At 57.6% G+C, this 18,812-nt stretch carries 22 protein-coding genes; 15 read left to right on the forward strand and 7 right to left on the reverse strand.

Translation table 11 applies throughout. The features are described 5' to 3' along the window. Positions 1 to 207 precede the first annotated feature (207 nt). The 7 genes from AC2FJZ_RS18130 (at position 208) to AC2FJZ_RS18160 (ending at position 5,910) form a co-directional block, all read left to right on the forward strand. On the forward strand, positions 208 to 1,362 hold the full coding sequence (locus AC2FJZ_RS18130; protein WP_496779389.1) for a phosphoserine transaminase: 1,155 nt from the start codon (positions 208 to 210) through the stop codon (positions 1,360 to 1,362). A gap of 58 nt (positions 1,363 to 1,420) precedes the next feature. Further along, positions 1,421 to 3,016: a phosphoglycerate dehydrogenase gene (gene serA / locus AC2FJZ_RS18135; RefSeq protein WP_496779391.1), complete on the forward strand. Its 1,596-nt coding sequence runs from the start codon at positions 1,421 to 1,423 to the stop codon at positions 3,014 to 3,016. Positions 3,017 to 3,137: 121 nt separating this feature from the next. Next, a complete protein-coding gene (locus AC2FJZ_RS18140) occupies positions 3,138 to 3,866 on the forward strand; it encodes a metallophosphoesterase (RefSeq protein WP_496779393.1) in 729 nt (242 codons plus the stop codon). Between the two features lie 35 nt (positions 3,867 to 3,901). Continuing rightward, positions 3,902 to 4,780: a phosphoserine phosphatase SerB gene (gene serB / locus AC2FJZ_RS18145; RefSeq protein ID WP_496779395.1), complete on the forward strand. Its 879-nt coding sequence runs from the start codon at positions 3,902 to 3,904 to the stop codon at positions 4,778 to 4,780. Positions 4,781 to 4,821: 41 nt separating this feature from the next. Beyond that, a complete protein-coding gene (locus AC2FJZ_RS18150) occupies positions 4,822 to 5,151 on the forward strand; it encodes an ArsR/SmtB family transcription factor (RefSeq protein ID WP_496670121.1) in 330 nt (109 codons plus the stop codon). After that, positions 5,139 to 5,567: an SRPBCC family protein gene (locus AC2FJZ_RS18155; RefSeq protein WP_496670120.1), complete on the forward strand. Its 429-nt coding sequence runs from the start codon at positions 5,139 to 5,141 to the stop codon at positions 5,565 to 5,567. Before AC2FJZ_RS18150 ends, AC2FJZ_RS18155 begins: the two co-directional genes overlap by 13 nt. Positions 5,568 to 5,589: 22 nt before the next feature. Further along, the gene (locus AC2FJZ_RS18160; RefSeq protein WP_050606124.1) at positions 5,590 to 5,910 is read left to right on the forward strand and encodes a YciI family protein; all 321 of its coding nucleotides are present in this window, start codon (positions 5,590 to 5,592) and stop codon (positions 5,908 to 5,910) included. 5 nt (positions 5,911 to 5,915) lie between these two features. Here the strand turns inward: AC2FJZ_RS18160 and AC2FJZ_RS18165 are convergent, their stop codons facing one another. Beyond that, positions 5,916 to 6,914, reverse strand: a complete 999-nt coding sequence (locus AC2FJZ_RS18165; protein WP_496779396.1) for an asparaginase — start codon at positions 6,912 to 6,914, stop codon at positions 5,916 to 5,918. A gap of 178 nt (positions 6,915 to 7,092) precedes the next feature. On the opposite strand from AC2FJZ_RS18165, the gene AC2FJZ_RS18170 reads away from it, so the two are divergent. From AC2FJZ_RS18170 to AC2FJZ_RS18185, 4 genes are all read left to right on the forward strand, one after another. Next, positions 7,093 to 7,629, forward strand: a complete 537-nt coding sequence (locus AC2FJZ_RS18170; protein ID WP_496779398.1) for an invasion associated locus B family protein — start codon at positions 7,093 to 7,095, stop codon at positions 7,627 to 7,629. Positions 7,630 to 7,795: 166 nt separating this feature from the next. Continuing rightward, positions 7,796 to 7,963 carry a hypothetical protein gene (locus AC2FJZ_RS18175; protein WP_172677935.1) on the forward strand — a complete coding sequence of 56 codons (168 nt, stop codon included), beginning with the start codon at positions 7,796 to 7,798 and terminating at the stop codon, positions 7,961 to 7,963. A 175-nt stretch (positions 7,964 to 8,138) separates the two neighbouring features. Next, positions 8,139 to 9,326 carry a dual-specificity RNA methyltransferase RlmN gene (rlmN, locus tag AC2FJZ_RS18180; protein ID WP_496779400.1) on the forward strand — a complete coding sequence of 396 codons (1,188 nt, stop codon included), beginning with the start codon at positions 8,139 to 8,141 and terminating at the stop codon, positions 9,324 to 9,326. A gap of 305 nt (positions 9,327 to 9,631) precedes the next feature. After that, positions 9,632 to 10,252, forward strand: a complete 621-nt coding sequence (locus AC2FJZ_RS18185; protein ID WP_496779402.1) for a cytochrome P460 family protein — start codon at positions 9,632 to 9,634, stop codon at positions 10,250 to 10,252. Positions 10,253 to 10,258: 6 nt separating this feature from the next. Here the strand turns inward: AC2FJZ_RS18185 and AC2FJZ_RS18190 are convergent, their stop codons facing one another. From AC2FJZ_RS18190 to AC2FJZ_RS18200, 3 genes are all read right to left on the reverse strand, one after another. Further along, positions 10,259 to 11,917 (reverse strand): U32 family peptidase, encoded by a 1,659-nt coding sequence (locus tag AC2FJZ_RS18190; RefSeq protein WP_496779404.1) that lies wholly within the window; start codon positions 11,915 to 11,917, stop codon positions 10,259 to 10,261. A 63-nt stretch (positions 11,918 to 11,980) separates the two neighbouring features. Beyond that, entirely contained in the window at positions 11,981 to 12,319 is a 339-nt protein-coding gene (locus AC2FJZ_RS18195) for a hypothetical protein (RefSeq protein ID WP_496670114.1), read from the reverse strand. Further along, the gene (locus AC2FJZ_RS18200) at positions 12,316 to 13,236 is read right to left on the reverse strand and encodes a DnaJ C-terminal domain-containing protein (RefSeq protein WP_496779405.1); all 921 of its coding nucleotides are present in this window, start codon (positions 13,234 to 13,236) and stop codon (positions 12,316 to 12,318) included. Before AC2FJZ_RS18200 ends, AC2FJZ_RS18195 begins: the two co-directional genes overlap by 4 nt. A gap of 160 nt (positions 13,237 to 13,396) precedes the next feature. Between AC2FJZ_RS18200 and AC2FJZ_RS18205 the strand changes: the two genes are divergently transcribed. Beyond that, entirely contained in the window at positions 13,397 to 13,780 is a 384-nt protein-coding gene (locus tag AC2FJZ_RS18205) for a hypothetical protein (protein ID WP_050606132.1), read from the forward strand. Here AC2FJZ_RS18205 and AC2FJZ_RS18210 read toward each other — a convergent pair whose 3' ends face one another. Beyond that, positions 13,781 to 14,878, reverse strand: coding sequence for a cystathionine gamma-lyase (locus AC2FJZ_RS18210; RefSeq protein WP_496779407.1), 1,098 nt, complete (start codon positions 14,876 to 14,878; stop codon positions 13,781 to 13,783). 3 nt (positions 14,879 to 14,881) lie between these two features. Next, positions 14,882 to 15,724, reverse strand: a complete 843-nt coding sequence (locus tag AC2FJZ_RS18215; RefSeq protein WP_496779409.1) for an LOG family protein — start codon at positions 15,722 to 15,724, stop codon at positions 14,882 to 14,884. Positions 15,725 to 15,803: 79 nt separating this feature from the next. On the opposite strand from AC2FJZ_RS18215, the gene AC2FJZ_RS18220 reads away from it, so the two are divergent. From AC2FJZ_RS18220 to dapD, 3 genes are all read left to right on the forward strand, one after another. After that, complete coding sequence (locus AC2FJZ_RS18220; RefSeq protein ID WP_496779411.1) at positions 15,804 to 16,715, forward strand: threonine/serine dehydratase; 912 nt, start codon at positions 15,804 to 15,806, stop codon at positions 16,713 to 16,715. 44 nt (positions 16,716 to 16,759) lie between these two features. Beyond that, positions 16,760 to 17,359, forward strand: coding sequence for a GntR family transcriptional regulator (locus AC2FJZ_RS18225; protein WP_050606136.1), 600 nt, complete (start codon positions 16,760 to 16,762; stop codon positions 17,357 to 17,359). Positions 17,360 to 17,467: 108 nt separating this feature from the next. Continuing rightward, complete coding sequence (dapD, locus tag AC2FJZ_RS18230; RefSeq protein ID WP_496670108.1) at positions 17,468 to 18,295, forward strand: 2,3,4,5-tetrahydropyridine-2,6-dicarboxylate N-succinyltransferase; 828 nt, start codon at positions 17,468 to 17,470, stop codon at positions 18,293 to 18,295. 135 nt (positions 18,296 to 18,430) lie between these two features. Here dapD and AC2FJZ_RS18235 read toward each other — a convergent pair whose 3' ends face one another. Then, positions 18,431 to 18,736: a hypothetical protein gene (locus AC2FJZ_RS18235; protein ID WP_496779414.1), complete on the reverse strand. Its 306-nt coding sequence runs from the start codon at positions 18,734 to 18,736 to the stop codon at positions 18,431 to 18,433. Between the last annotated feature and the right edge of the window lie 76 nt (positions 18,737 to 18,812).

Raw genomic sequence — 18,812 nt, forward strand, 5'->3', positions numbered from 1 at the left:
GCCGAGTAAACGCAAAAACAAAACCCCGCCAAAAACAGGCGGGGTTTTCGCCAATCGGAAACTCATGTTCTGATTTGAGCCCTCTTTAGATGTCGTTTTCACTCAACGAAGCGTCTTTTCCGCTTGCTGCGGGTGCGAAGGACCCATAGCCGTGTGCGTGGGACACCCCTCCCCAACGAGGGGCGTGTATCTGGAAGGGTAATACACATGACGATCGAACAACCGGCGACGCGGCCGGCAAATCCGCGTTTTTCTTCGGGCCCCTGCGCCAAACCCCCCACATTTGATTTGACCAAACTGGCCGATGCCGCCCTGGGGCGGTCGCACCGTGCTGCTGTCGGCAAAGACAAGCTAAAGGCAGCCATTGAAGGCACGCGCGAGATCTTGGGTATTCCTGAGGATTACCGCATAGGCATCGTCCCCGCCTCGGACACCGGCGCGGTCGAGATGGCGCTGTGGTCGCTACTGGGTGAACGCAAGGTCGAGATGTTGGCCTGGGAGAGCTTTGGTTCAGGCTGGGTCACGGATGTGATCAAGCAGCTTAAGATCGATGCTGAGGTCAAGACCGCAGACTATGGGCAGATTGCCGATCTGGGTTCTGTCGATTTCGCGAACGATGTTGTCTTTACATGGAACGGTACGACCTCAGGTGTGCGCGTGCCAAATGGCGATTGGATTGCCGATGACCGCCAGGGACTGACGATCTGTGATGCAACATCGGCGGCTTTTGCGATGGACCTGCCCTGGGACAAGCTGGATGTAACCACCTTCAGCTGGCAGAAAGTGCTGGGCGGTGAAGCAGCCCATGGGATGCTGATCCTGTCGCCCTGTGCTGTGGAGCGGTTGGAAAGCTACACCCCCGCGTGGCCGTTGCCCAAGATTTTCCGCCTGACCAAAGGTGGCAAGCTGATTGAAGGCATCTTTACCGGTGCCACGATCAACACGCCCTCAATGCTGGCGGTTGAGGATTATCTGTTTGCGCTGGATTGGGCGCGCTCGGTCGGAGGATTGCAGGGGCTGATCGCCCGTGCAGATGCCAATGCCGGAGCGGTGCACGCTTTTTGCGATCAGAACAACTGGATTGCCAATCTGGCCGAAGATACGGCGACACAGTCGAACACTTCCGTGTGCCTGAAGTTCACCGACGCCCGAATTCAGGACGGTGCGGCATTTGCCAAGGCCGTGGCCAAACGGCTGGAGGCTGAAAGTATTGCGCTGGATATCGGGGCCTATCGCGATGCACCCCCCGGATTGCGCATCTGGTGCGGCGGCACGGTCGAAACCTCGGATATCGAGGCGATGCTGCCCTGGCTGGCATGGGCCTTCGAGGCCGAGATTGCGGCGCAAGCTGAAGCTGCCTGACCTTTTCACCGGGCCGCTTTAGGCCCGGACCTTCCATATAATTCAAGGACCAGAGAATATGGCCCCCAAAGTACTCGTATCTGACAAGCTCAGCGAAACCGCCGTGCAGATCTTCCGCGACCGTGGCATCGACGTGGATTTCATGCCCGATCTGGGCAAGGACAAAGACAAGCTGGCCGAGGTGATCGGTCAATATGACGGCCTTGCCATTCGCTCGGCCACCAAGGTCACACCGACCATCTTGGAGAAAGCCGACAAGCTGAAGGTCATTGGCCGCGCCGGAATCGGCACGGATAATATCGACAAGGATGCGGCGTCGAAAAAAGGCGTGATCGTGATGAACACGCCGTTCGGCAACATGATTACGACCGCAGAACATGCGATTGCGATGATGTTTGCCGTGGCGCGACAGATTCCCGAAGCCTCCACCTCGACCCATGCAGGTAAGTGGGAGAAGTCCAAATTCATGGGGATCGAACTGACCAACAAGACCCTCGGTGTCATTGGTGCAGGGAACATTGGCGGCATTGTTTGCGAACGCGCCCTTGGTCTGAAGATGAAGGTCGTCGCATATGATCCCTATCTGGGCGAAGAGAAAGCCGCGCAAATGGGCGTGGAAAAGGTTGAACTGGACGAGTTGCTGTCGCGCGCCGATTTCATCACTTTGCACGTGCCGCTGACCGACCAGACCCGCAACATTCTGAGCCGTGAAAACCTGGCAAAAACCAAGAAAGGCGTTCGTATCATCAACTGCGCCCGTGGTGGTCTGGTTGATGAAGATGCGTTGGCCGAAGCACTGCAATCCGGTCAAGTTGCCGGTGCCGCGTTTGACGTTTTCAGCGAGGAACCGGCCAAAGACAACGCCCTGTTCAACTTGCCCAACGTGGTCTGCACACCGCACCTTGGTGCGGCGACGACCGAAGCGCAGGAGAATGTGGCGCTGCAGGTTGCCGAGCAGATTTCGAACTACCTGCTGACAGGTGCGGTCGAAAATGCATTGAACATGCCCAGTGTGACGGCAGAAGAAGCCAAGATCATGGGTCCGTGGATCAAGCTGGCCGGGCATCTGGGCAGTTTCATCGGTCAGATGACGGATGAGCCGGTCAAGGCGATCAACATTCTTTACGATGGTGTGGCCGCTGAAATGAACCTCGCCGCGTTGAATTGCGCCGTGGTCGCCGGGATCATGAAAAAGTTCAACCCCGAGGTGAACATGGTTTCGGCCCCTGTTGTCGCCAAAGAGCGCGGGATCAAGATCTCGACCACCAATCAGGACAAATCGGGTGCGTTCGAGGGCTATATCAAAGTCACCGTTGTGACCGACAAGCGCGAACGTTCGATCGGTGGCACCGTGTTCAGTGATGGCAAACCGCGCTTTATCCAGATCAAAGGCATCAATATCGATGCCGAGGTCGGTGCCCACATGCTGTATACGACCAACGAAGACGTGCCTGGCATCATCGGTGCTCTGGGTCAGACCATGGGTGAGCACGACGTCAATATCGCGAACTTCACCCTTGGCCGATCCGAGGCCGGAGGCGAGGCGATTGCATTGCTTTATGTCGACGAACCGGTTCCGGCTGCGGCGCGGGCCAAGCTGGCGGAAACGGGTCTGTTCACGCAGATCAAACCGTTGGTGTTTGATGTCGCCTGACGCGGCTTGTTGAGTTTGAGAAACAGTTCAGGACCCGGTTTTGCAAAGACCCGGGTCCTTTGTTCTCTCAAACCTGGATCTGAGGCACAAGCGACCTGAACCTTACCGGCGGAGGATGTCTATGACACAGCCTGTCTATGCTATTGGTGATCTGCACGGGCAGGTTGCTGAACTGGAGCGTGCGCTGTCTCTGATCCAACGCGATGGCGGACCTGATGCGCAGATTGTGTTTCTGGGTGATTACGTGGATCGCGGCCCTGATAGTCGGGGCTTGATTGATCACCTGATCGCCGAGCGCGATGCTGGCCGGAACTGGATCACCATACTGGGCAATCACGACCGTATGTTTGCCTGGTTCATGGAGGACACCCCGCGTCACGATCCGCATTTGCTTGTGGGGTACCATTGGCTGCATGACCGGCTGGGTGGGATCGAGACCCTGCGTAGTTACGGGGTTGAATTCGAAGGCCGGATCCGACTGGAAGACCTGCATCAGATGGCGCAGACGGCTGTGCCGAAATCGCACCTGACCTTTCTGCGCGATCTTGTGCTGATGCACCAGACGCCCGAGCTTGCCTTTGTGCACGCCGGTATCCGCCCAGGTGTGCCGCTCAATGAACAGCGGGCAAGTGATCTGGTTTGGATCAGGCAGGGTTTTCACCAACATAAAGGCCCGCACCCCAAGCTGATCGTGCATGGCCATACGCCCGTGGATCAGGCGATGCATTACGGCAATCGCGTCAACCTGGATACTGGGGCCGGGTATGGGCGCCCGGTGGGCGTTGCCGTGTTCGAAGGGCAGATCTGCTGGGAATTGACCGAACAGGGCCGCTTGCCATTGATGCCCTGAGTTACCTCGCTCGGGTAAGACACTGGAGATAGATTATGTATGTCGCAACTTTGCTGACCAACCCGGCCGCGCCTTCGCTGGACCGCGCCTTGCCCGAATCGCTGCGCAACGCGTGGGGCGGTGGGGATGTCGTCTGGCTCAGCCCGGATGAGGCGGTAGAGTTCGAACTGAGTGACATGCCCTACAATCGCTGGGATGTTTGGGCCGACCTGCAGGGGATGGGCGTGGACTTAATTCTGCAGCCTGTAGACGGGCGGCGCAAACAGATGCTGCTGGCCGATATGGACAGCACGATGATCCAGCAGGAATGCATCGATGAGCTGGCGGATGAGGCTGGCGTCGGTGACCGGGTCAAGGACATCACGGCTCGTGCCATGAACGGAGAGCTGGATTTCGAGGGGGCTCTGATCGAGCGGGTTGGGTTGCTCAAGGACTTGGATGAACATGTGATCGGCAAAGTTCTGAACGAGCGGATTACCTTAATGCCAGGGGGCAAGGTGTTGCTGGCCACAATGCGGGCGAACGGAGCTTACGCGGCGCTGGTGTCCGGCGGATTTACAGCTTTCACCGCGCGAGTGGCCGAGATGCTTGGGTTCGACGAAAACCGGGCCAATACGCTGTTGGCTAAAGACGGCAAGCTGACCGGAGACGTGGCGCGCCCCATTTTGGGGCGTCAGGCCAAAATCGAAGCATTGGAACAGATATCAACCCGACTTGGGTTGTCTGAAAACGATGTGATTGCAGTGGGCGACGGGGCCAATGATCTTGGAATGCTGGGTCGGGCTGGAACCGGGGTTGCCCTTCATGCCAAGCCTTCGGTTGCCGCCCAATGCGATGTGCGGGTGAATCACGGTGACTTGACGGCACTGCTTTATCTACAAGGCTACAGCCACGCTGATTTTTCAGGCGAATAACCGAGGCTATCTTTTATTTAACATTTGTGTTAAATAAAATCATGAGCACGCTTCTGACCACCTTCTCAGCATTGTCCGACGCCACCCGATTCTCGATTGTCGAGCAATTGATGGATCAAGGCGAGTTGCCCGCTGGTGACCTGATCGAAGGGCGCGGCGTATCGGGTGCCGCAATCTCGCGCCACCTCAAGGTTCTGCGCGAAGCAGGGCTGGTGCAGCAGCGCGTTCAAGGTACGCAGCGGATGTATTCCATCCGATCCGAAGGGCTGCGAATGATTGCCGACTGGACCATTTCCAAGCGGCAATTCTGGGAAGGCAGCCTGGATCGTCTGAGTGATATTATCGAAAGGGAGAATTCATGGCCGACCTGAAATTGGAACGGGAATTCCCCGTCAGCCCCGAAGAATTGTTTGCATGGATCAGCGACGGCAGCAGGTTATTGCAATGGTGGGGCCCAGAAGGGATGCACGTGCCCAAGCATAATCTGGATTTTTCACGCACCGGCCCCTGGTTTTCGGTGATGGAAAACGGCGAGGGGCAGCAATACAAAGTCTCGGGTCACGTCACGCATGTCGATCCGCCCAAATCGGTTGGGTTCACCTGGGGGTGGCATGATGATCAGGATCAGCGTGGCGCCGAAAGCCACGTGACCTTGTCGGTCGCGGCGACAAGCACCGGATCACGACTTAGGCTGAATCACCGGGAACTGGTCGATGCCGAAGCGGCTGCGAACCACAATCAAGGTTGGACCTCTTCGCTGCGCAAACTCGAAGCACTTTGCAAATAGATTTTCATAAGGGAGGAGCGACATGCCCCAATTTTTGTTTGTCTATCACGGGGGTCACACCCCAACCGACCCCGCCGAGATTGAGGCGACCATGGCCGCCTGGGGCGCATGGTTTCAAAATTTGGGCGAAGCCCTCGACATCCCCGGCAACCCGGTCGGACAATCCTATACCGTCAGCAGCAGCGGGGTTGTCGACAATGGCGGCGCAAACCCGGCCTCAGGCTTCACGGTGATCAAAGCCGACAGCATCGACGCCGCAACCGAGATGGCCAAGGGATGTCCGATGGTGGTCAATGGCTCGGGCTCGGTTGAAGTGGCCGAGGTGCATGAGATCGAGATGTAAGGGCCTTAGCCGGGAAATCCCGACGCGGGTTTGATCACACCGCATTCCAGCCCGCGTCGGCTGTACTGCGTGGCATTCATGAATTTGCGGGTGGCCGGGTGATCGGCCTCCAGCACACCAAGGCTGACGAGTATCGCGGCAATCGCGCATTCGCTGGCGCGGGTGGTGCCATCAGTGATCTTCAGTGCAATTCCCATACGTTTTTCCGGGATGATGGCGACAAACATGGCCTCGGCCCCGGTCTTGATCGCAACACGTCCGTTCATCGCGCGCATCAACTCGGTGCAGGCGCGGGTCTCACCCGCGACCAGTTCAGGGTGTTTGACCATGGCCGCAACCAGTTGCGCCGCCGCATCGCTGGAGCGGTCGGACCGGTCTGCGGCTGAAGCAAACCAAGCCATCGACCGGGCCAGACCGGTTAGTGATGTTGCGAAATTCGGGGCCGAGCACCCGTCGATGCCGTAACCCGGGCTGGTCTCACCCGTGGTCTCCTCAAATGCCGAAAGGCAGGCTTGCTGCACCGGGTGATCAATTTCAAGATACTCTGGGCCCGCGCCCATGTGCTGGCCCAGCGTCAGAAACCCGCAATGCTTGCCCGAGCAATTATTATGAATCTGACAGGGTGTATCGTCGGCCAGAATCAGCCTGTCGCGTGCAGCCGTATCTGCAGGTTCCTGCGGGCCGCAGCGCAAGTCGTGTTCGCTCAGCCCCAGGTGATCCAGCCAGGCGGTTACACGGTCCGTGTGAATTGCAGCCCCATTATGCGACGCGCAGGCCAGCGCCAGATGTTCGCTGGTCAGCCCGTATTTTGCCGCCGCACCGGATGTGACCAGCGGAAGCGCCTGAATCATCTTGGCGGACGACCGTGGATAGATAACTGCCTGAGGGTCACCCCAGCTGTGCACGATCTGACCCGCGTCATCGCAAACCACTGCGTGACCCAGATGCAGGCTTTCCAGCAGAGACCCGCGCCACAGTTCTGTCATCGGTACGGGCTGCGTCATCTGGACCTCCGAAATTATGCGCAAAATTCTGCCAATCGCCCTTTCGCCTGTGGCGAAACCTGCGTTAGTGTGTGTATGTCGGCAATCATCGGAATACGCAACGGAATAGACGAACCGGCAGGGTTCGCAGTCATGTCCGATGGGTTTGAGGTATAGGTCGAGCTAGGAGGCTGGACAAATGGGATCAATGCTCGTTCGTGTGATCGCGGGACTGTTAGTGGCAGGGACCGTCGCGACAACCGCAATCGCTCAGCAGGCAAGCAGCACCAACCGTGTTGCGGTCAAGACAGATTGGAGCGTCTTTGTAGAAGAAGACCCCGCTGAATGCTGGAGCGTCGCAACCCCGGACGAAACCGTTAACACTCGCGGAGGTCGCGTGGTTTCTGTGCGGCGTAGCGATATTTTGCTGTTCGTGGTGTTTCGACCAGGCGATGAGGTAACCGGAACGGTGTCATTCACCGGTGGCTACCCCTTTGCGGCGGGCTCGACCGTCAACGTCAAGATCGACGAATCCGAATTCGAATTCATCACCGATGGCGAATGGGCCTGGCCTTCAACGCAAGGGCAGGAGCCAAAAGTCATCGAGGCGATGAAGAGCGGAAACGAGGCTGTTTTGACTGCTCGCTCGGAACGCGGGACGCAGACAAAAGACACCTTCTCACTGTTGGGTTTTACTGCGGCGATCGACGACGCCAAGAAGCGCTGCACCAATTAAGCCGGTGTTTTCTGGTGAAAGCCCCGTCGTCTGGCGGGGCTTTTGTGTTGATGCCATTCGGCATGCCAGCTTTACGCAACGTCCGCGCCTGCATTTGATCCGTATCAAAGCAAACACCGATCGTTTCTGAACTAATTAGTTCAGAAGAAACGTAGGAGTTGCCTTGATGCTGAACAAATTTCTTGCTTCGCTCATGATGATCTCGGCCATGTGGCTGAGCGCTTGTGATAACAAAGGTGAGACATATCCGGTGACCGGCGAACAATGCGGACCGGAAGACCCGGTTAAAACTTTGGACGCCGAAGATTGCTATGTTCCGCCTGCAGGTGTTTGAACGGGCTTTGATCTGCGCGGATTGAAAAAAGATAAAAGCCGCAGTGACTCTGTTGCTGCGGCTTTTCTGTAGAAGCCCGCCGATTGTGACGAATCCTTTTGATCTTTGCACAGGTTCCTATATAGAGGCGCATCCCAAGCCAGAATCCTTCGAGATACGCCTCAGAGAGCCTAAAATGTCGCCCAATGCGCCGATCACTCAAGATGTCCTGACTATCCCCCGCAAATTGCCCGAGGGAAAGATCAACCTTGTCGGGCAGACTCGCGACCAGTTGCGTACCGTTCTGATCGAACATGGCACTCCAGAAAAACAGGCCAATATGCGCACCGGGCAGATATGGCAGTGGATCTATCAATGGGGTGTGCGTGACTTTGCCGAGATGACCAACCTGGCCAAGGCCTATCGTGCGCAACTGGCTGAGCACTTCGTGATCGAAATTCCCGAAGTTGTGACACGTCAAGTGTCCGAGGACGGAACCCGCAAGTATCTGTGCCGTATCGCAGGCGGGCATGAGGTCGAAGTCGTCTATATCCCCGAAGAAGATCGCGGTACGTTGTGCATCTCGTCTCAGGTCGGATGCACTCTGACCTGCTCATTCTGCCACACCGGTACGCAGAAGCTGGTGCGCAACCTGACAGCGGCCGAGATCGTCGGTCAGGTGATGATGGCCCGCGATGATCTTGACGAATGGCCGGTTCCCGGCGCGCCCAAGGATGAAACCCGCCTGTTATCAAACATCGTTCTGATGGGCATGGGCGAGCCACTTTATAATTTCGAAAACGTCCGTGACGCGATGAAGATCGCCATGGACCCCGAAGGGATTTCGCTTTCACGTCGCCGTATTACGCTTTCGACGTCGGGTGTTGTGCCCGAGATTGCGCGCACGGCCGAGGAAATCGGCTGCCTGCTGGCGATCTCGTTCCATGCCACCACCGACGAAACCCGCGACGTTCTGGTGCCGATCAACAAGCGTTGGAACATCGAGGAACTTCTGGAAGCCTTGGCCAGTTATCCCAATGTGTCAAACTCTGAACGGATCACCTTTGAATACGTGATGCTGGATGGTGTGAACGACAGTGACGAGGACGCGCACCGCCTGATCGACCACATCAGACGTCACAACATCCCGGCCAAGATCAATCTGATCCCGTTCAACGAATGGCCCGGCGCACCGTACAAGCGCAGCTCTAACAATCGCATCCGGGCCTTTGCGAATATCATCTACCACGCGGGATATGCTTCGCCCATCCGCAAGACGCGGGGCGAGGATATCATGGCCGCTTGTGGGCAACTGAAATCTGCCACGGAACGTGCCCGCAAATCGCGCAAGCAGATCGAGGCGGAAGCCGGTTTGAGCAAGTAAGCCCCCTGCCTTGCAAGCTGGGTGGCCGTCTGGTTTCCGCTGTGTAACCGGATCGCGCTTCGCTTGTTCGGGGTTACTCTCTGCACGCCATAGGTGTGCCTGTAAACTTAATGTTTCAGGTGCTGAAACCACATGCGTAATTTGCTATGTTTGTGATATCCGGCACTGCCCGTGTATTCTCAATTCGACGCACAAGGCGGTGAGATTACCGGACCATAGCTGGCAAGTTATTTCGAAGCCGATAGAGTGAGAGAAGAGCTTCCAAGCCGTGCTCGGGCGAACTGATTTTCAGGTGGGTCAATGTAATGGACTCGAATCTTCAAAAAATTCTGCGTCAAAGCGCGGCTGCTTTTCTTGTTGTTGTGCTTACTGCGGGGTTGGTGGTGGCTGACGGCGAAAATGCCCATATCGCGATAGAGAATCCCGCTGAACTGAGCAAGGAAGAGGCTGTGGCCCACTATCGCTCGCTGAATAAGCGCATGGCGCGCGGGTATGCCGCTGCGCAACTGGACCTGATCCTCAACTATCAAAGCTGGCCGCTGTTCAACGATGCACCCTATATTTCGGCAACCCATGGCCAGCGGTTTGTGAACAGCTATGCCAACCGCATGGCGCATAACTACGGCACGTTGCAAGAGGGCGAAGAGCTGCCGATGGGATCGGTTCTGGCCAAGGACAGCATGACAGTAACGGATGAAGGTCGCTTACATCCTGGCGCAATGTTCATTATGGAGAAGCTGGCGGAAGGTGCCAGCCCGGACACAGCGGATTGGCGATACATCATGGTCTTGCCGGATGGCTCGGTTTTTGGCGATACCTTGGGTGACCGTGCCGGTGAAGTGGCCTATTGCCATGTCTGCCACGAACAGGTGGCGGATCGAGACTATACGTTTTACGTGCCGGAAGAGTATCGCAAGAGCGAATGAACCGGATCAGGCCGGTTCGCCTGGCAGCTTCAGTTCTGTCGCCTCGCGGCGGCTGAGTTGTTCGCCTTGTTTGCGCTTTGACAAAACCTCGCGGGCCAGCGCGTATTTTTCGTCCTGCCAGAAGATCAGACACCCGTTACACCCCTTGCCACAGCACCCTTCGGTGCCGATACGGTTGGTCTTGAACCGGCGTTCGTTACCATCTTCGCCGATCTTTTCGACCAACGCGTCCCGGCGGCGTGCATAGGCGTTGGGGTTGTCGCGGCCGGAGGTTTCCAAACCCTGCACCAGTTTGTCGAAACGGATGCGGCTCCAGTGTTCATCGGTCAGGGCACGCTCTTTGCGTAGGACCGAATAAACCGGGAAGCGCGCGCGCAGGTCGTCGATGTCTTCGTGGTCGAATAGGGTAAAGGGCAGCCGGATAACAGTTTTCGTGCTGCCATGCACCACGTCCAGCCGCTTACCGTCACCCACTCGTTCGAAGTCGTAGACCCGCAGCAGAACTGTTTCGCGCGAGATGGGTGAGACGAAATCCAGCACGTCGCCCGGTTCCAGCTTGTTCTTCACCTCGACCAGAAAGGCGTCCTTGGTCACTTCGGTGACGATCCCTGCATACTCCCACTGCGCGATTGAGGCCGTGTGTTCATAATCATGTGCATAGTTGGTCAGGCGACCCTCGTGGAAGGCCAGTGTGTAGCCACGGTTTCCGACGGTTTCGAGTTCACGCATATAGGGTTTGGGATCCCAGTTCTCAGGGTCGGCATTGTAGTCGTCGATGGCCATCCGATACGTCCGCGCAACGATGGCAGCATAATATTCCGACTTGCCGCGCCCTTCGACCTTGAGGCTGTCGACACCAATTTTCAAATATTCATCCAGCTTCGGCATGATGCAGAGGTCGCGCGAGTTCAGGATGTATGATCCCCGATCATCCTCTTCGATAGGCATCAGATCACCGGGGCGGCAACCTTCTTCCAGCAGAAACTCAAACAGGTCCGCGTTTTCTTCGGTAATGCGCAGTTCCTGATGCGTACCGTCTTTAAGACGCAGCTTCAGCCCATAGTTCCAGCGGCAGGAATTGGCACAGTTGCCCTGGTTCGCGCCGCGTTCCGCCATGAAATTCGACAGCAAGCAGCGACCAGAATAGGTCATGCACATGGCACCGTGAACAAAAGCCTCAAGTTTGATGTCAGGGCATTTCTCGCGGATTTCCACCAACTCGGGGTACGAGACTTCGCGCGCCAGAACCACAAGTTCCGCACCCTGATCCTGCCAGAACTTCACCGACAGCCAGGAACAGATATTGGCTTGGGTCGAGATATGCAGCGGCAGTTCGGGCGCGCGTTCGCGGACATATTGGAACACACCGGGGTCGGCGATGATCAGCCCGTCGGGTTTCACTTTGCGCACTGCGTCGATGTATTCATCCAGCTTCGGGATGTCTTTGTTGTGTGAAAACAGGTTCAGCGTCAGGTATGCGCGTCGGCCGTGGCTGTGGCAGAACTCGACCCCTTCGATCACCTCTTCCAGCGAAAATTCGGACTTGGTGCGCAGCGACATATCCGGCGTTCCCAGATACACCGCGTCCGCCCCATAGAGGATGGCGAGTTTCAGCTTGCGCAGATTGCCCGCAGGCATCAGCAATTCGGATCGGGACTGGGTCATATGGCCACCTGGCAAAGGATCAAGGCGGCCTTCTACGCCAAACGGGTAGAGTCCAAAACCCCGTTATCTGCGACGGAATCGCGCTGTGGCAATCACCTCAACCAGTTGCTGGCGCACCGGTTCGGGTTGTGCCTCGACCGCGTTCAGAACCTCGCGCAGTTCGGCCCGCAACCCGTGCATCTGATCGATCAAAGAGATCATCATCGAAAGTGCGTCGGCCTCCATGTCGTATTGCTCGTGTAATTCGCAGGCCAGTTCCAACCGAGCGACGTCGATGCTGTGATAAACCAGCCCTTGGTCTGATTGTTCGGGGATCACAATTTCAGCCGCCAGATACTCGGTCAGCCGGTCCGAGGTCAGTCGGGCAACGGCTTCGATCAGTTCCTTCTCGGTCAGGGTCATGACGGCATTCCTTTCCGCGGATCATAGCTGTGCGTTTCGCGCCAGGTCTCCATGAACTGTTTCAGGTCGTCATCGATTGTGTGGGGCAGCGAGACGGTCAGTTCGATCAACTGATCGCCGCGTTCAGATGAGCCGCGTTTCTTGACCCCCTTGCCCCGCAATCGCAGAGTTTTTCCACTGCTTGTTCCTGCCGGGACGCTGACGTTCACACCGCCATCAATTGTGGGGGCCGGGACTTTGCCGCCCAGAATGGCTTCATCGATGGTGATGGGCAATGTGATGTGGATGTCGTCGCCTTGACGGTCAAACACTGGATGTTTGGCGACCGAAACAGTCACCAAGGCATCGCCCGCGGGGCCTTCGCCATAGCCCGATGCCCCTTTGCCGCGCAGGCGGATGGTCTGGCCGTCGGTTATCCCTGCCGGGATTTTCACCTCGATCCGGTCACCGTCAGGCAGCGTCAGTTTATGGCTGGCGCCGAACACGGCGTCCAGAAAGCTGATCTGCAGCGAATAGTTCAGATTATGGCCCGGTGCGTGAACCTCTTGGCCGTGCTGGCCGCCAAAGCCACCGCGGCCACGCATGAATTCGGCGAAGATGTCGGACATGTCGTCAGGATCCGCCTGACGTCCGCGATAGGGGTTACCTGCCGTCTCGGCGTATTCGCGGTAATACTGTTGTTGTGGGCGATCCTGCCCTGATGCGTCAATCTCACCATTGTCATACCGCGCACGTGTTTCAGGATCTTTCAGCAGATCATATGCAGAGGCAGCGGCTTTGAACTTCGCCTCAGCCTCGGCATCACCGGGTTTCAGGTCCGGATGACATTCCTTGGCAATGCGCCGATAGGCTTTCTTGATCTCGGCGGCGCTGGCGTCTTTTACAACGCCAAGAACAGAATAGGGATCGTCGCTCATCTCACTCTCACGGGTCAGGGGCAAGTCTGATCTTGATGAATGTGTTCTACCATGCGATTTCAACGGTGCAAAAGGAAGAGGCGATTGAATTGCCTCGAAAAATCCTGCAGTTCTGTTAACATCTACATGTTTCTAATTGTTGATTGACGGAGACCGCCGCATGTCGCGCAGAATTAAGTCCGCCCTGGCTCTGCTGGCCGGGAATGCCATTGGGTTATTGCTTGCCTCGCTGATACTGTCAGGGTTCGCGATCAAGCCGATCTCGTTCATCATCGTCGTGATCGTCTTCACCGTTGTGCAGGTGATTGCCGAGCCGCTGATCCTGAAGCTGGGCGAAAAGAAAGCACCCGCGCTGAAAGGCGGGATCGCTTTGATCGTGACCTTTGTGGGCCTGCTGGTAACCGACCTGATCACCGCTGGGCTGACCGTGGGTGGTGTTTCGAACCTGCTGGCGGCAACGTTGTTGGTCTGGTTGGGGGCGTTGATCGCCAGCGTGGTGCTGCCGATCTACGTGTTCAAAGAACTGCGCGAAGCCAAGAAGTAATCACACTGCGTTCAGGCTGGCCTCGATGGCCTGCCACAGTTCGCCCACCGGCTCGCAGCCTACCGAAAGGCGGATGAAGGCGGGGTCAACATCGTCACCCCAGCGGGCGCGACGCTCGGCAGAGCTGTGGACGCCGCCGAAAGACGTGGCAGGGCGCAGAAGCGGGCAATTGTTGATGAAAGTTTCGGCTTTGCTTTCGTTTTCCAGCGTCAGGGACAGCAGAAATCCGAACCGTGTGGCCTGTTCTTGCGCCAGTTTGTGCGACGGGTCATTGGCCAGTCCGGGATAGCGGACCTGTTTCACTGCGGGATGTGACGCCAATCGTTCGGCCAATACCTGTGCTGAACTGCACATCCGGTCGAAGCGTACATCCAGAGTCTCAAGCCCGCGATGCAGCAGCCAGGCCTCATGCGGTCCGGGGATCGAGCCGGAGACTCTGCGCCATTCCTCGACCCGTTCCATGATGTCGCTGCTGCGGCTGGCCACATGGCCCATCAGCATGTCGGAATGCCCGCCCATCGCCTTGGTGTCTGAGGAAACAACAACATCAATGCCCAGATCCAGAGGGCGCTGACCCAGAGGTGTCATCGTCGTGTTGTCCGCAATGGTCACGCCCCCGGCAGCATGTACCTGATCAGCTACCGCCGTCAGGTCGATCATGTCTAATCCTGGATTTGAGGGGCTTTCGACAAAGACCACATCGAACCCGTCAAAACCGCCGGTGTTAAAATCGGTGGTGGGGCGCTCCTCGACAATCACACCCAGTCGCGACAGGAAGCGATCCGCCAAAAGGCGTGTCACGTAATAGCCATCCGACGGAATCAGAATGCGCGACCCGGCTTGCACCGTGGCAAACAGGGCCGCCGATATCGCTGCCATGCCGGAGGGAAAGCTGAGGCAGGGCGCGTCTTCCAAATGCGACAGGACATGTTCCAGATGCCCCCAGGTCGGGTTGTCGACCCGCCCATAGCTGGCCTGCCCATCAGGGGTGCCCGGCAAGTGAAACATGCTGCTTTGTGTCAGCGGCAGCGCCACCGGCTCGCCCTTGTTCAACGCATTGCCGCGGAGGTGCAGCATTTCTCCGGTTTTGAGTGCCATCTTTCAGCGTCCCGGGATTTCGTCGCGCGGTGGGGCGGGTTCCCAGTTCTCGATGATCTCGACCGCCTCTTGCGCCGTGTCCACAAAGCAGAACAGGTCGAGATCCTCGTCTGAGATCGTGCCAGCATCGGCCAATGCTTCCCAGTTGATGACTTTTTCCCAGAACTCGCGGCCAAACAGCAGGAAGGGCACGCGATCCATCCGGCCGGTCTGAATCAGGGTCAGGGATTCGAACAGCTCATCCATTGTGCCGAACCCGCCGGGGAAAATGGTTATGGCGCGGGCGCGCATCAGGAAGTGCATCTTTCGAATGGCGAAGTAGTGGAAGTTGAAGCTGAGGTCGGGCGTTACATAGAGGTTCGGCGCCTGCTCGTGGGGCAGCACAATATTGAGGCCGATCGAACAGCCGCCCGCATCCTGTGCTCCTCGGTTGCCTGCCTCCATCACGCCGGGGCCACCGCCGGTGACGATCACGTTCTCGCGGCATCCGGTCTCATTCGACTTCACGGTCATCAAGCGGGCGAATTCACGCGCCTCGTCGTAGTATTGCGACAACCCGGCCAGCGTTTCGGTCCGTGCGGTGTGTTTCTGCGACGGCTCGGGGATACGCGCGCCGCCGAACATGACGATGGTCGAGGTGATCTCACGCTCGCTCATGATCATCTCGGGCTTCAGCAATTCAAGCTGCAGACGCACCGGGCGCAGTTCGTCCCGGCACAGGAATTCGTCATCGGCGAAGGCAAGACGATAGGCGGGTGAACGCGTCTGCGGCGTGTCCGGAACCTCACTCGCGGTCGAGCGGTCGGTCTGCGCATCGCGAAACGGACTGTGGCGGTCTTCTCTCATGGGTGATCGATCCCTGCTTGCGTGTTTGACAAACAGCTATAGGGTTCGCGGGCAGAGTGCCAGTCACGGAAAGACAAGAATGAATTGGAAGAGCGAAATATCAGTAGCGCAAGATCGTATCGCCGGACATGCGCAAGTGACGCCGGTTATCGAGAGTCGAATTCCAGGTTACCCGATTGACCTGAAGCTGGAACACATGCAGCACACCGGCAGTTTCAAGGCGCGGGGTGCGTTCAACACGTTGCTCAGCATGAATGTTCCGCAGGCCGGGGTGGTTGCAGCGTCCGGCGGCAACCATGGTGCGGCAGCAGCTTATGCTGCGCAGACGCTGGGCTATCCGGCCAAGATATTCGTGCCCGAGCTGGCAGGCCCGTCGAAAATTGCTTTGATCCGGCAAACCGGCGCAGACCTGAGCGTTGTGTCCGGCGAATACGCAAATGCGCTGACTCAGGCGCAAGCTTACGAGGCCGAAACCGGAGCGATGCAGATACACGCCTATGACGCGCCGGCCACGGTGGCGGGGCAGGGGACCTGTTTTGCGGAATGGGACGCGCAGAATCTGCAGGCTGATACGGTTCTGGTTGCGGTAGGTGGCGGTGGTCTGATCGCTGGCGCGTTGGCGTGGTTTGGTGACACGCGCAAGGTTGTCGCGGTCGAGCCCGAAACCTCTTGCGCGCTGAATGCCGCGTTGCAAGCCGGTAAACCGATCGATGTTTCCGTATCCGGCATTGCGGCAAACGCATTGGGCGCGCGGCGGATCGGGCAGATCTGTTTTGACCTCGCGCGGGGTATGAGCTCGGTTCTTGTGTCAGATGATGCAATTGCAGATGCGCAAAAGGCGCTTTGGCAGGCGCATCGTATTTTGGTGGAACCGGCGGGTGCCGCGGCGCTGGCGGCTTTGACGTCGGGCGTTTATCAGCCTGGGCCTGGTGAACGCGTGGCCGTTTTGGTTTGCGGTGCCAATATTGCACCGGACCCGTTTGGTGCGTGAATTATCGGGTTGTGAATGAGCGTGGCGGATTTTATCTATAATTTATGACCGCCACGATTTCCGACACAATTTACAAAAACCTCAGCCAGAAAATCATCACCGGAGAACTGGTCGCCGGAGAAAAGCTTCGGCAAGACCATATAGCCCGTGACTTCGACACCAGCCACGTGCCGGTGCGTGAAGCCTTATTGCGGCTCGAGGCGCATGGATTGGCGCGGCATGAGCCACGCCGGGGGATGCGGGTCACTGCGCTGGACCCTGCGGAAGTGCGTGAGGTGATCGAAATGCGTGTGGCATTGGAAACTCTGGCGCTACAGCAATCCGTGCAGAACATGTCGCCGGTAGCGATGGAAAAGATAGATCGCGCGCGCATCGCCTGTGATGAGGCGCAGTCGATGCCCCAATGGGAAGCTTTGAACAGAGCGTTTCATCGCGCCATCCTGACACCTTGCGGGCTGCCTCGGCTTTTACATGCTATCGACGACCTGCATATCGCAAGCGCACGCCATCTTTTCGCGCATTGGCGGTCGAAATGGGTTCAGCAGACAGACAAGGACCATGCGGCACTTGTTCAGGCGCTCAAGCGCAAGGATCTGAGCGCCGCAAGAGGTATCCTGACCCGCCATATACGTCGCGCCAGCTGACTGCGGTCGTTTCGGACGCAAAATGACCCGTGTTCGTCGCATTGCGCCATGGGTTCCACTTGCGTATAGGCCAAACCGACACGAACAGATTCTGTAGGGAGACGCCCCATGTCCAACGCGCAACTGGAAGCCGCCATCGAAGCCGCCTGGGAGGCGCGCGATACAATCACGCCCGCCACCACTGGCCAACAGCGCGAAGCGATCGAGGAAACGCTGAACGCGCTGGACAGCGGGTCGCTGCGGGTTGCTGAAAAGCAGGCGAATGGGGACTGGCATGTGAACCAGTGGGCCAAGAAAGCGGTCCTGCTGGGCTTCCGCATCAAGGATATGGAAATCCAGTCCGGTGGCCCTCAGGCTGGCGGCTGGTGGGACAAGGTGGATAGCAAGTTCGCCGGTTGGGACGCAAGCCAATGGCAAGCCGCCGGGTTCCGCGCCGTGCCGAACTGTGTCGTTCGCAAGTCGGCCTATATTGCGCCGGGCGCCGTTCTGATGCCGTCTTTCGTGAACCTGGGCGCCTATGTCGATGAAGGTACCATGGTCGACACGTGGGCCACCGTCGGATCCTGTGCGCAGATCGGTAAGAACGTTCACCTGTCGGGTGGCGTCGGCATCGGTGGTGTCCTTGAGCCTATGCAGGCGGGTCCGACCATCATCGAAGACAATTGCTTTATCGGCGCGCGTTCAGAAGTGGTCGAGGGCTGCATCGTCCGCGAGGGTTCGGTCCTGGGGATGGGCGTATTCATTGGCAAATCGACCAAGATTGTCGACCGTGAAACCGGCGAAGTCATGTATGGCGAGGTGCCGCCTTATTCAGTGGTTGTCGCCGGTTCGATGCCTTCGAAGAACAACATCAGCCTGTACTGTGCCGTGATCGTGAAGCGGGTTGACGAAAAGACCCGCTCGAAAACTGGTATCAACGAGCTGCTGCGCGACTGATCGTTCAGCTAAAATGAATTGGCCGGAGCATATCCGCTCCGGCCGTATTTTTTGAGGGGTCGCATCGGGCGAAGTGAAAGCGTTAGCTGCCAATCTTGAACATATGGCTTAGCCCAGACAACCACCCCTGATGGATCAGCGGTTTTCGCCCTGCATTGCGTCAACTTCTGATTCGCCTGCGTTCGTTTCCGTATCACCTTCAGCTTCACCGCCTTCGGTTTCGCCACCGCCTTCGGTTTCGCCACCGCCTTCGGTTTCGCCACCGCCTTCGGTTTCGCCACCGCCTTCGGTTTCGCCACCACCTTCGGTTTCGCCGCTACCTTCGGCTTCTTGAGCATATGCTGCATCTACTGTCGCTAAGGACAGAATGGCTACGGCAGGTACTCCGGCCAACGCGATCACGCTCGCTGTTGTCGTCATTAATTTGGACAGAACACTCATTTTAATTCTCCGGTAAAATGACTTATGCAGTGGCTCAAGCGCAGAGCGCGCACCACAAAACAATTTTGAATTAAGA

This window comes from Ruegeria sp. CDSA079 (assembly GCF_059612245.1).